A 12,156-nucleotide genomic window follows, 5' to 3' on the forward strand; every position below is an offset into this window, starting at 1 on the left:
AGCCTTCTTCGCTGCTACTGGTTTTGCAGGTGCAGCTTTTTTCGCTGGTGCAGCCTTCTTAGCGGCTGGTTTTTTCGCAGTTGCCATCATGTTCTCCTTGGGTCAATTTGCAAAGAGCACTTCCTGTCTGCAGTGGACAGAAAGCGATCCATGGAGATGGAGAAAAACTCCATCTCCATGAACACGGAAACGCCCCACACGGCGGCGCTCTGAGGCGCTGTCTGTGGTGGGCGTGGTGTAGATATCCATGGTGGTGTGATGCCTGCAAATAAAAGAGGCGCTAGTCCCAGGACAGCGCACCACCGGACTGGTATTCAATCACTCGGGTTTCGAAGAAATTGCGTTCTTTCTTCAAGTCGATCATTTCGCTCATCCACGGGAACGGGTTCTCCTCATTGGGGAACAGCGTCTCGAGTCCAATCTGCGTGGCGCGGCGGTTGGCGATGTAGCGCAGGTAGCCCTTGAACATCGATGCGTTCATGCCCAGCACGCCACGCGGCATGGTGTCCTCGGCGTAGCGGTACTCGAGCTCCACGGCTTTCATGAACAACGCGTTGATCTCGGCCTTGAACTCGGCCGTCCAAAGGTGTGGATTCTCCAGCTTGAGCTGGTTGATCAGGTCGATGCCAAAGTTGCAATGCATCGACTCGTCACGCAGGATGTATTGGTACTGCTCTGCAGCGCCGGTCATCTTGTTCTGTCGACCCAGCGCAAGGATCTGTGTGAAGCCCACGTAGAAGAACAGGCCTTCCATCAGGCAGGCAAACACGATCAGCGACTTGAGCAGCGTCTGGTCGGTCTCGAAGGTGCCGGTGTGGAAGTTGGGGTCCATGATCGCTTCGATGAAGGGGATCAGGAACTGGTCCTTGTCACGGATCGATGGCACTTCCAGGTAGGCGTTGAAGATCTCGCCTTCGTCCAGACCGAGTGACTCCACGATGTACTGGTAGGCGTGTGTGTGGATTGCTTCCTCGAACGCCTGGCGCAGCAGGAACTGGCGGCACTCGGGTGCCGTGATGTGGCGGTAGGTGCCCAGCACGATGTTGTTGGCGGCCAGCGAGTCGGCGGTCACGAAGAAGCCGAGGTTGCGCTTGATGATGCGGCGCTCATCTTCGGTCAGGCCGTTCGGGTCCTTCCACAACGCGATGTCGCGCGTCATGTTCACCTCTTGTGGCATCCAGTGGTTGGCGCAGGTGGCGAGGTACTTTTCCCACGCCCACTTGTACTTGAACGGGACCAGTTGATTGACGTCGGTCTGGCCGTTGATGATGCGCTTGTCGGCAGCGTTCACACGGCGTTGCGTGGCTGCGGCGGGCGCTGCTTGCGGTGCTGCGGAGGCCGTCATCGATGCGTGCACGGCCTGCGAGGAAGGGGTCTGGAAAGACAGGGGCGGCTGTCCCACCGAGTGGCTCTTGTTCAGTCCACCGTCCAGTTGATTTTGCGATGAGGGCTTGACTTCTTCGTCCCAGGACAACATAGATTTTCCAGTGTTCGGATTATGAAAGCAGTGCTGCAAAAAGAAAAGCACTGAAGCGTTGTGCAGCAACGATTTGTTGCTTCACAGCACACGCGCGACACCTCAAGAGAGTCCGAGGCGTCGCGCACGAAGTCCTTATTGGCAGGCTTCGCAACCGGGATCGTCGATGGCGCAGAACTTAACGTCGGTAGCAGGCACAGCTGCTGCTTGATGGGCGGCTGTAGCGGCCGCCGCCTCCAGCGCGCCGGGTTGGGCTTGAGCGGGCGCCGAAGCGGACGATGCGCCGCTGTCGTTGCCTGACGAAACCGCGTTGAGTTGGCGCGTGTTCACGGTGCTCATTTCGACGTGCGTGGCGCTCTGTGTGCGCAGGTAATACGTGGTCTTGAGGCCACGGATCCACGCCAGTTTGTAGGTGTCGTCGAGCTTCTTGCCCGATGCACCTGCCATATAGATATTCAGGCTCTGTGCCTGATCGATCCACTTCTGGCGACGCGATGCCGCTTCGACCAGCCACTGGGCTTCGACCTCAAAGGCCGTCGAGTACAGAGCCTTGATATCCTGGGGCACGCGATCGATGGGGTGCAAAGATCCCTTGAAGTGTTTGAGGTCCATGATCATCACGTCGTCCCACAGGCCCAGGCGCTTGAGGTCGCGTACCAAGCCGCCGTTGATCACGGTGAACTCACCCGACAGGTTGGACTTGACCGACAGGTTGCCGAACGAAGGCTCGATCGAGGCGTCCACGCCGATGATGTTGGAGATGGTGGCCGTGGGGGCGATGGCGACGCAGTTGGAGTTGCGCATGCCGTCCTGGGCGATCTTCTTGCGCAGGGCATCCCAGTCGAGCGTGGCAGAGCGGTCCACTTCCACATAGCCGCCGCGTGCTGTGGCCAGCATGTCCAGCGTATCGAGGGGCAGGATGCCCTGGTCCCACAGTGAGCCCTTGTAGCTGGAATACTGGCCGCGTTCCTTGGCCAGCTCGGTCGAGGCCCAGTAGGCGTAGTAGCAGATGGCTTCCATCGACTTGTCGGCGAACTCCACGGCCGCCTGCGAGGCGTAGGGAATGCGCAACTCGTACAGACTGTCCTGGAATGCCATCACACCCAGACCTACCGGGCGGTGGCGCAGGTTGGAGTCACGGGCTTTCGTGACTGCGTAGTAGTTGATGTCGATCACGTTGTCCAGCATGCGCATGGCAACGGTGATGGTCTTCTTGAGCTTGTCGTGGTCGAGTTGGCCGTCTTTAATATGCTGCAGCAGATTCACCGAGCCCAGGTTGCACACGGCGGTTTCAGTGTCGCTGGTGTTCAGCGTGATCTCGGTGCACAGATTCGACGAATGCACCACGCCGGCATGCTGCTGGGGCGAGCGCACGTTGCAGGCATCCTTGAAAGTGATCCAGGGATGGCCGGTCTCGAACAGCATGGTCAGCATCTTGCGCCACATGTCGGTGGCTTGCACCGTCTTGGAGGGCTTGATCTCGCCGCGCGCAGCCTTCTGTTCGTAGGCCACGTAGGCCTTCTCGAACGCGGTGCCGAACAGGTCGTGCAGGTCGGGCACGTCGGAGGGCGAGAACAGGGTCCATGTGCCCTTTTCCATCACCCGGCGCATGAACAGGTCGGGGATCCAGTTGGCGGTGTTCATGTCGTGCGTGCGGCGGCGGTCATCGCCGGTGTTCTTGCGCAGCTCCAGGAACTCCTCAATGTCCAGGTGCCAGGTTTCCAGGTAGGTGCAGACGGCGCCTTTGCGCTTGCCGCCCTGGTTCACGGCCACGGCCGTGTCATTCACCACTTTGAGGAAGGGCACCACGCCCTGCGATTCGCCGTTCGTGCCCTTGATGTGCGAGCCCAGGGCCCGCACGCGGGTCCAGTCGTTGCCCAGGCCGCCGGCAAACTTGGACAGCAGCGCGTTCTCCTTGATGGAGTCGTAGATGCCTTCGAGGTGGTCGGGCACGGTGGTCAGGTAGCACGAGGACAGCTGCGAGCGCAGCGTGCCGCTGTTGAACAGCGTGGGCGTGCTGGACATGAAGTCGAAGCTCGAGAGGATCTCGTAGAACTCGATGGCACGGGCTTCACGGTCGGCTTCGTTGAGCGACAGGCCCATGGCCACGCGCATGAAGAAGCACTGGGGCAGCTCGATGCGGGTCTTGCGCACGTGCAGGAAGTAGCGGTCGTACAGGGTCTGCAGGCCCAGGTAGTCGAACTGCAGGTCGCGGTCGGCCTTGAGGGCGGCGCCCAGGCGGGCCAGGTCGAACGTCAGCAGGCGCGGGTCCAGCAGTTCGTTGTCTACCCCCTTCTTGATGAACTGAGGGAAGTACTCGATGTACGCTTGGCCCATTGCATCCTGCGTGACTTCGCGGCCCAGTACTTCACGCACGATGGTGTGCAGCAGCAGGCGGGCGGTGGCGTAGGTGTAGTCGGGGTCTTTTTCGATGAGCGTACGTGCCGCCAGGATGGACGCCTTGTAGACCTCGTCCATGGGGACGCCGTCGTACAGGTTGCGCATGGTCTCGGCCACGATAGGGTCGGCCTTCACGTCGGCGCCCAGGTTCACGCAGGCAGACTCAATCAATGCTTGCAACCGCCTGGGGTCGAGCGCGATGCGCTCGCCACCGTCGATGACTTGCAGCAGCGGGGTAGACACCACCGGAGCTTGCTGCTCGGTCTGGCGAGCGCGCTCCTGGGTGCGGCGCTCGCGGTACAGCACATAGGCGCGGGCGATTTCATGGTGGCCGCCACGCATCAGGCCCAGTTCCACCTGGTCCTGTACGTCTTCAATATGGAAGGTGCCGCCGCCGGGGCGCGAGCGCACCAGGGCCCGGGTGACGTTGTGGGTCAGGGTGTCCACGACCTCGCGCACGCTGGCGGACGCTGCGCCTTGTGTGCCATGCACTGCCAGGAAGGCCTTCATCATTGCCACTGCAATTTTCTGTGGCTCGAACGGCACGACCGCTCCATTGCGGCGAATGATCTGATAGTGCGCCAGCGAGTTGCCAGCCGCAGTTTGTGCGGGCTGGGAGGCCGAGGTCTCGGCAGAGATCGCTTGGGGCGTGGAAGGCGTGTTCAAAGCAGCTTGCATGGGGGTCCTCTTCTGTGGGCTGTCTGGGGTGTGGTGCGCGGCTTGGATGCCGTCGCAGCGTGCGATTGATGCGGCGGACTACTGTCTGGCGCACACTATATATGGTGTGTCATATGCATTCAAGACACTACCGGTAGTGTACTTCCCTAAACCCTCGGAAAAAGCGAAACAGCATGTCAGCGCTGCCAGAAGCCCTTGGGATGACCCTGCTGGAATCCCTTGCCACTGCGAAAAAGTAGAAAAAAACCCGCGCAAAAACAAGCGTTTCGAGCGGGTTTTCTCCCCGAAGCCGCACGGTGTCTGGGTATCCGCTTATGTGCAGTTGCACAAAGAAAAAAGTCGCTTGACGTGGCGCTGCCACCATGCATTCAGCTGGCGGCTTGTATGGCGGGCCGGGTGGGCGGTGGAAAGCGCAGCAGTGGCCAGTGCAGTGCTTTTTGCACCCGCACCCAGTCGAACCCCGGCCCCGGGTCCTGCTTGCGTCCGGGTGCGATGTGTTCATGCCCGGCGATGTGTTCGATGGGGTAGCGCTGCTCAATGTCCCGGCAGAGCATGGCCAGTGTCTGGTACTGCGCGGACTCGAACGCCAGCCCCTCAAGGCCCTCCAGTTCAATGCCGATCGAATCGTCATTGCACTGGCCGCGCCCGCGATAGGCCGACTGGCCAGCGTGCCAAGCCCGGCGGTCGCAGTCCACAAACTGCCAAAGGGCGCCAGCGCGGTCAATGAAGAAATGCGACGACACCGCCAAGCCTCGGATGCTCTGGTAGTACGGATGAGCGTCCCAGTCCAGCGTGTTGGTGAACAGCTGTTGCACTGCGTTCCCTCCGTATTCGCCTGGCGGCAAGCTGATGGAGTGCACCACGATCAGGTCGATGAAGGACGCTGCTGCGGTGGGACGCAAGCCGTGGTTGGGGGATTCCAGTCTTGTGGCTGCGCGGTGCCACCCCCCATCCCAAGGCGGGAGTCCGTCTGGCTCCGCTTCAGCCGATTTCGTCATGCGGGTCCTGGTCATTGGGAACGGCGATGTTCAGCCGGGCGATGCGGTAGCGTATTTGGCGCAGGCTGATGCCCAGCCGGGCTGCAGTTGCGGTCCGGTTGAAGCCCGCCTCGCGCAGGGCGCGGATCAGGATGTCCCGCTCCTGCTGGTCCAGCCAAGCCTGAAGGTCATTGGGCAGAGCTACCGAGCCGCCCACATTGGTGGCGGGCGCTGGTGGTAGGTAGGGGGCCTGCGCCTCGGCGTGGTTGGGAAGGGCGGGCGCTGTAATCGGGCGCGCCTTCAGCGGGTCTGGGGTGCCGGAGGGCCAATCCACATTCAGTTCGTCCCCGTCACTGAGCGCCACGGCCCGGTGCAGCAGGTTTTCCAGTTCCCGGACGTTGCCGGTCAGGGGGTGCGCCGCAATGGCCTGGAGCGCATGCTCTGTAAGGGAGGGCACCGGCATGCCGGACTCCTGGGCAATGCGCGCCAGCAGCGCGGAGCACAGCACAGGCAGATCTTCGCGCCGTTCGCGCAACGGGGGGATCACGATCTCGATCACATTGAGCCGGTAGTAGAGATCCTGCCGGAAGCGGCCCGATTGCACGTCTGCGGCCAGGTCGCGGTGCGTGGCACTGACGATGCGCACATCCACCGTCTCTTCCTGGGTGGAACCCAGCGGCCGCACGCTCCGCTCCTGGATGGCGCGCAGCAATTTGGACTGCATGGCCAGGGGCAGGTCACCGATTTCGTCCAGAAAAAGTGTGCCGCCACGGGCGGCCTGAAAGTAGCCATCCCGGTCCTGGTTGGCGCCGGTGTAGGAACCTTTTCGGGCTCCAAAAAATTCCGCCTCCAGCAGGTTCTCGGGGATGGCGCCACAGTTCACGGCCACCAGCGGCCCATCTGCACGCTGGCTGCTGGCATGCAGCGCCTGCGCCACCAATTCCTTGCCCGTGCCGGATTCACCATGAATCAGCACGGGCGCCATGCCGCGCGCCACCTTGGCCACCCGCTGCTTGACGTTGCGGATGGCCTCGGAGGCCCCCACCATCCGGTCCAGCGCGGAGCCCGCCGCTAAGGGATCTGCGCTGAAAGTGCCCTGCCGACCTTGTACGCCCCCCGTACGTGTTGCCCGGGGCGCAGGGACGCCCCCCGTACCCTGCACGGCCGATGCGACCACCGAACGGAACTGCTTCAGGTCCACGGGCTTGGTCAGGTAGTCAAACGCACCGGAGCGCAGGGCTTCCACGGCGTTCTCGGCCGACCCATACGCCGTCATGACCACGCAGCGCTCACGGCGCTGCTGGTCGCGCAGGTCCTGCAGCAGTTCCATGCCGAAGCCGTCAGGCAGGCGCATGTCGGTGATGACGGCATCGAAACGGTGGGCTTTGAGCTGATCGCGAGCCTCCTGGACGCTGGATGCGGTTTCCACACGGTAGCCTTCGCGCAGCAAGGTCAGCTCGTACAAGGTGCGCAGGTCAGGTTCGTCGTCCACGACGAGGATGGAAGCAGTAGGGGCGTTCATGGCAAGGCGTTTCAGACCACGATGGTGTCAAACAGCGTGGCGGCTTCGGCAGGGCGTGTGGTGCGGCGAAAGCCGATGGTGAAGGCGTTGCCTCCCACCTCGCCCCGCAGGGTGGTGCGGGTAAGCCGCTGGTAGCTGATGGACGCCCCATGGCGCTGGCACAGCTCGCGGCAAATATAAAGGCCCAGACCGCTGGAGCGGCTTTCGGACGAAAAAAATGGTTCGAACAGATGGCGCTCTACGGATTTGTCCATGGGAGCACCGTCGCTCCAGACTTGCAGGCTGGTCTGGCCAGAGGGCAAGGTGCGGGTGGTCACCGTGAGGGAGTCCGGCTCCTGGCCCACGTAGCGCAGTGCATTGTCCAGCAGGTTCACGAGCACGCGGCGCAGGTGCTCGGTGTCGAATTCCACCTGCGTATTGCCAGCTTCCAGCATCACCACCGCCCGGCGCTGCACGGGGTCCTGTGCCTGCCAGTCATTCCATACCTGCGATACCGTTTCGTCCAGCGGCAACGTGGACGCTGGCGCGTGGCTGATCTGGTGCTGCACACGGGCAATGTCCAGCACTTCCTCGGCAATGCGCGCAAGGCGGTCGGCATTCTGCTGCACCATGTGGGCCAGGCGCTTTTGTGCCGGGTCGTGCAGATCTTCTTCGAGCAAGGCGTTGGCCTGCACGATCGCGGCCAGCGGGTTGCGGATTTCATGGGCCACAGCGGCCGACATGCGACCCATGGCGGCGAGTTTTTCCGTGCGCAGGCGGGCTTCCATTTCGCGCAGGTCGTGCAGGAACATCACGCACAGCCGCTCGGTCTGTGTCTGGCGCGCGGCCTCGCGCGTCGAAGTCAACCAGGTGCGTACATGCAGTCCGGTGGGACTTTGCCCCGGATGCAGCAGATCCACGTCAGCGGTCTGGGACTGCTCCTGGCGGAAGGTGCGCCGCGCCAGGATAACGAGCGGATTCCAGGGGGCTTCGGATGCCAGGATGAACGGCAGTTCGGGCAGGGACGTCCCACCAAGCAACTGGAGTCCTGCGGGGTTTGCGATGCGCACGACATCACTTTCGTCCACCACCAGTACCCCGTCGGTCAGGTTCTGGATGACGAGTGCGCTGACCTGTGTCTGCACCCGGGCGGTGACCTGGCTCTGCTGCGCCACCTCCTGCTCGCGCGCCAGGCGTGTCGCGAGCTGGTGCACCAGGTAGCTCACGATGAAATAGCCTGTTCCGGTCAGCGCGCTTTGCAGGTAGCGTGGCGCGTCGTCGCCTGCGGTGCCCGAACCCAGCCACCAGGCCCAGCCCAGCAGCAGCAGCGTGACGCCCGCCGTGGTGCCAAGTGCCAGGGTCAGCGTCCCGAGCACGGCCGCCATCAGAATGGGCAGGCCGAACAGGGGGGTGTAGTTCATGGTGCCCGCATTCAGCAGTTGCAGCGCGGTAATTGCGGCAAGGTCCAGCCCGATGGATGGCAGCCACTGGGGGCCAACCCTGGGCGAGGGTGGTTTGTGCCTTGCCAGCACACGCAGCATGGTGGCGGCCACCAGATAGGCCGCGCACACCGCCAGCACGGCCGGCTCGGTGGCTTGGTTGATAACCTGCCCAGCCCCTTGCAGCACCAACAGGGCCAGCGCCACCATGACACGGCCTGTCAGAAAGCCGCGCCACAGGCGCACAAACGGCGCATCGATGACGGATGTCAAGGAGCCAGGGGGCAGCGTGCGCATGGTCGGAATCAGGCGGGGCCCAGGTGCCGGTGTTCTGCGCAGCAGTAGGCGTTGCTGCCGACCATCAAGGCTTCGGCCTGCGGAATGTGGATGCCGCAGTGGGCGCAGGCCAGCATGTTCTGAGGGAGCGCCAGTGGTGGCGCAGGCGGTTTTGAAGGGGTTGCATCCGGCACGCGGCGGCTGCGCCAGATACCGATGGCGATGGCCAGGACCACCAGCAAGACCAGGTATTTCATACGCTGCGGCCCAGAACGACTTCCATGACAAAGCGGGAGCCCACATAGGCCAGCAAAAGCAGTGCCGCGCCTGCATAAAGCACGCGCACGGCGCTGCGGCCCCGCCATCCGAAGCGGGCTCGTCCCACAAGCAGGGTTGCAAACGTGAGCCAGGACAGCAGCGAGAACACAGCCTTGTGGTCCCATCGCCAAGCCCTGCCGTACAGCGTGTCGCCAAACAGCCAGCCCGCCAGCAGGGTGGCGGTCAGCAGGATGAAGCCTGCCGTCACAAAGCGGAAGGTCAGGCGCTCCAGTGTGAGCAAGGGGATGCCGCTGTGGGGGTCTTCGGCCTGGCGGATGCGCTGCTCTGCGCGTGTCATGAGCCAGGCGTGCACCACGGCGGCGGCAAACAAACCGTAACAGGCAATGCCCAATGCCAGGTGCAGCGGCAGCCAGGCGGAAGCCGCTACATGCAGCGGCTGGCCTGGAAAGAGCACGGCCAGCACGATGGCCACGGCGCCCAGTGCCGCCAGAACCCAGCGCGACTGCATCTGCGGAAAGAGCTGTCGCTCTACCGCATACACCGTCAACACCAACCAGGCGGTCATCGACAAGGCGGGCGCAAAACCAAATCGGGGGGTGTCGCCCCACAAGCCCCATACCAGTACCGCGCCGTGCAGTACCCAGGCCACCAGCAGCGCATTGCGTGCCGCTGTGGCCCCCAGCCGTGAGGACGCGGCGGCGGGCACGGCGTATGCCACGGCAGCGGCTAGGGCCAGTAGCCAGCTGGCGGGGGAAGCACTGGGTAAAATCATGGATCGCAGTTTAGCCTTTCGCCCCACCGCCAGCACCCTGACGCGCAGGCAATACCGGACATCTTCCCTATGGCCTCCGCCCTTACCGACAAACTCACACGCCTCGTCAAGGAGATGCGTGGCCAGGCCCGCATCACCGAATCCAACGTGCAGGACATGCTGCGCGAAGTGCGCATGGCGCTGCTGGAGGCCGACGTAGCCTTGCCGGTGGTGCGCGACTTCATTGCCCGGGTCAAGGACAAGGCCCTGGGTCAGGAAGTGTTGGGTTCACTCAAGCCTGGGCAGACACTGGTCAGTATCGTCAACCGGGAACTCGCCGCCACCATGGGTGAAGGGGTGGCCGATATCAATCTGGCCGCCCAGCCACCGGCCGTGATCCTGATGGCCGGCCTGCAGGGCGCGGGCAAGACCACCACCACAGCCAAGCTGGCCAAGCATTTGATCGAAAAGCGCAAGAAGAAGGTGCTCACCGTCTCGGGCGACGTGTACCGTCCTGCGGCCATCGAGCAGCTCAAGACGGTCACCAAACAGGCCGGTGCGGAGTGGTTCCCGAGCACGCCTGACCAGAAGCCGCTCGATATCGGCCTGGCCGCGCTCGACTATGCCAAGAAGCATTACTTCGACGTGCTGCTGGTCGACACCGCTGGTCGCCTGGCTATCGACGAAGTCCTGATGAAGGAAATCAAAGACCTGCACGCAGCGCTGAACCCGGTGGAAACGCTGTTCGTGGTCGATGCCATGCAGGGGCAGGATGCGATCAACACCGCGAAGGCCTTCAAGGAGGCGTTGCCTCTCACCGGGATCGTGTTGACCAAGCTCGATGGCGATTCGCGTGGTGGTGCCGCGCTTTCGGTGCGACAGATCACGGGGGCCCCCATCAAGTTCGCCGGGGTGTCCGAAAAGCTCGATGGCCTGGAAGTGTTCGATGCCGAGCGCCACGCGGGCCGCATTCTGGGCATGGGCGACATCGTGGCGCTGGTGGAGCAGGTCACCGCCGGTGTGGACATGGAGGCGGCGCAAAAACTGGCGGCCAAGGTCAAGAGCGGTGACGGATTCGATCTGAACGACTTCCTCTCTCAGATTCAGCAGATGAAACAGATGGGTGGGCTTTCCAGCCTGATGGACAAGCTGCCGTCGCACCTCACCGCCAAGGCCGGTGCCGTGGACATGGACAAGGCCGAGAAGGACATCAAGCGCAAGGAAGGCATCATCCAGAGCATGACGCCGCTGGAGCGCCGCAAGCCCGACCTCATCAAGGCCACACGCAAGAAGCGTATCGCGGGCGGCGCGGGCGTGCATGTGCAGGAAGTCAACCGCCTGCTCAAGGAGTTTGAGCAGATGCAGGGCATGATGAAAAAGATGAAGGGCGGCGGCCTGATGAAGATGATGAAGAAGATGGGCGGCATGAAGGGCATGGGCGGGGGCGGCATGCCCAAGATGCCTTTCTGAGCACCGCGGGCACTGGCATGAAAAAACCCTGAAGAGGCGCTGCTTCTTCAGGGTTTTTGCATTCTTGGAAGCGGCCGTGCCTACGGCTCTTGCAGCCAGTTCTTGAGGGGTTGGTCTGCCCAGGCCTTGGCCTTGTCTCCGACAAAGATGCGTGGCTGGGACGCTGAGACCTTGCGGCGCTTTTCCTGTGCTGCGATGGCCTTTTGCGCTTCTCCCATCCAATCGGTCATCGAACGGTTTTCTGCACCTGACTGGCTAAACAGCGCTTCGGCAAATGGCGTGTTGTTGCCGTTGTATTGGCAATTGAAGGTGGTGCGGCCCACGTCCGTGGCCGCGAGCACCACCCGGTTCGGAGCCTTCAGGGGCTCGACGAACGCACCGCTGTAGCAGGCGGAAAGCACCACCAGCGTGGGCACCTTGTTCAGCGGCGCCAGCGCATCGCTGAGGGCTTTGGTGGTGATGGGCGGTACGTGTTTGCCGCCCACGCTGATATTTAGCAGGCCGGGGTTGCTGTGGGTCGATATGAGCAGCAAAACGCGGTCTTGCGGGCGCGCCACTTCAGCCATTTTTGACATCACCAGCGAAAAATTCTCTGGGGTGGCCTGTGGCCAATCGGTGGGCTGGTCGCGTGCAGGATTGGCCAGCTTGAGCATCAGCGCATTTGGATCGATGGCTTTGACCAGCTTTTCGGCGAGCAGCACGTCATTGCGAAAGGCTTTGGACTGCGAATGCATCGCAAATCCCGCAAAGATGACGCGCCCTGGGGGCTCGGGGGGAGGAGGAGGGGGTGCTGGTGCGGCGACCGGGGCAGATGCTGTGACAGGCGCTTGCGCGGGGGGCATGGCGCAGCCTGTGAGTGCTACAGCCAGGGTGAGTGTGCTTGCGCGGAACAGCCGCCAGTGGGCGAC

The 12,156-nt window shown here is 62.8% G+C and carries 9 protein-coding genes and 1 pseudogene; 1 reads left to right on the forward strand and 9 read right to left on the reverse strand.

The annotated features are described in order from the left end of the window. From ASE52_RS26290 to ccsA, 8 genes and pseudogenes are all read right to left on the reverse strand, one after another. Nucleotides 1-87: pseudogene (locus tag ASE52_RS26290) on the reverse strand (histone); the annotation flags it as partial. A gap of 193 nt (nt 88-280) precedes the next feature. Next, on the reverse strand, nt 281-1,477 hold the full coding sequence (locus ASE52_RS11330) for a ribonucleotide-diphosphate reductase subunit beta (RefSeq protein ID WP_010459609.1): 1,197 nt from the start codon (nt 1,475-1,477) through the stop codon (nt 281-283). A gap of 135 nt (nt 1,478-1,612) precedes the next feature. Beyond that, nucleotides 1,613-4,555 (reverse strand): ribonucleoside-diphosphate reductase subunit alpha, encoded by a 2,943-nt coding sequence (locus ASE52_RS11335; protein ID WP_010459607.1) that lies wholly within the window; start codon nt 4,553-4,555, stop codon nt 1,613-1,615. 368 nt (nt 4,556-4,923) lie between these two features. Next, entirely contained in the window at nt 4,924-5,553 is a 630-nt protein-coding gene (ampD, locus tag ASE52_RS11340) for a 1,6-anhydro-N-acetylmuramyl-L-alanine amidase AmpD (protein ID WP_057226197.1), read from the reverse strand. Next, nucleotides 5,537-7,054, reverse strand: coding sequence for a sigma-54 dependent transcriptional regulator (locus ASE52_RS11345; RefSeq protein WP_057226199.1), 1,518 nt, complete (start codon nt 7,052-7,054; stop codon nt 5,537-5,539). The genes ampD and ASE52_RS11345 overlap by 17 nt, the downstream gene beginning before the upstream one ends. An 11-nt stretch (nt 7,055-7,065) precedes the next feature. Continuing rightward, nucleotides 7,066-8,769 (reverse strand): HAMP domain-containing sensor histidine kinase, encoded by a 1,704-nt coding sequence (locus ASE52_RS11350; protein ID WP_057226201.1) that lies wholly within the window; start codon nt 8,767-8,769, stop codon nt 7,066-7,068. 8 nt (nt 8,770-8,777) lie between these two features. Beyond that, complete coding sequence (locus ASE52_RS11355; RefSeq protein WP_057226203.1) at nt 8,778-9,005, reverse strand: PP0621 family protein; 228 nt, start codon at nt 9,003-9,005, stop codon at nt 8,778-8,780. Next, a complete protein-coding gene (gene ccsA / locus ASE52_RS11360) occupies nt 9,002-9,799 on the reverse strand; it encodes a cytochrome c biogenesis protein CcsA (RefSeq protein ID WP_057226205.1) in 798 nt (265 codons plus the stop codon). Before ccsA ends, ASE52_RS11355 begins: the two co-directional genes overlap by 4 nt. 69 nt (nt 9,800-9,868) lie before the next feature. Between ccsA and ffh the strand changes: the two genes are divergently transcribed. After that, nucleotides 9,869-11,248 carry a signal recognition particle protein gene (ffh, locus tag ASE52_RS11365; protein WP_010459595.1) on the forward strand — a complete coding sequence of 460 codons (1,380 nt, stop codon included), beginning with the start codon at nt 9,869-9,871 and terminating at the stop codon, nt 11,246-11,248. Nucleotides 11,249-11,328: 80 nt separating this feature from the next. Here ffh and ASE52_RS11370 read toward each other — a convergent pair whose 3' ends face one another. Continuing rightward, on the reverse strand, nt 11,329-12,090 hold the full coding sequence (locus tag ASE52_RS11370; protein ID WP_241776982.1) for a C13 family peptidase: 762 nt from the start codon (nt 12,088-12,090) through the stop codon (nt 11,329-11,331). Between the last annotated feature and the right edge of the window lie 66 nt (nt 12,091-12,156).

It is taken from the genome of Acidovorax sp. Root275 (genome assembly GCF_001428965.1).
In the GTDB taxonomy this organism is placed as follows: domain Bacteria; phylum Pseudomonadota; class Gammaproteobacteria; order Burkholderiales; family Burkholderiaceae_C; genus Acidovorax; species Acidovorax radicis.

Bases quoted from the DNA above. Each gene is read 5' to 3' on its own strand.
- ASE52_RS11330 (WP_010459609.1), bottom strand. From the start codon at position 1,477: ATGTTGTCCTGGGACGAAGAAGTCAAGCCCTCATCGCAAAATCAACTG.
- ASE52_RS11335 (WP_010459607.1), bottom strand. From the start codon at position 4,555: ATGCAAGCTGCTTTGAACACGCCTTCCACGCCCCAAGCGATCTCTGCC.
- ampD (WP_057226197.1), bottom strand. From the start codon at position 5,553: ATGACGAAATCGGCTGAAGCGGAGCCAGACGGACTCCCGCCTTGGGAT.
- ASE52_RS11345 (WP_057226199.1), bottom strand. From the start codon at position 7,054: ATGAACGCCCCTACTGCTTCCATCCTCGTCGTGGACGACGAACCTGAC.
- ASE52_RS11350 (WP_057226201.1), bottom strand. From the start codon at position 8,769: ATGCGCACGCTGCCCCCTGGCTCCTTGACATCCGTCATCGATGCGCCG.
- ASE52_RS11355 (WP_057226203.1), bottom strand. From the start codon at position 9,005: ATGAAATACCTGGTCTTGCTGGTGGTCCTGGCCATCGCCATCGGTATC.
- ccsA (WP_057226205.1), bottom strand. From the start codon at position 9,799: ATGATTTTACCCAGTGCTTCCCCCGCCAGCTGGCTACTGGCCCTAGCC.
- ffh (WP_010459595.1), top strand. From the start codon at position 9,869: ATGGCCTCCGCCCTTACCGACAAACTCACACGCCTCGTCAAGGAGATG.
- ASE52_RS11370 (WP_241776982.1), bottom strand. From the start codon at position 12,090: ATGCCCCCCGCGCAAGCGCCTGTCACAGCATCTGCCCCGGTCGCCGCA.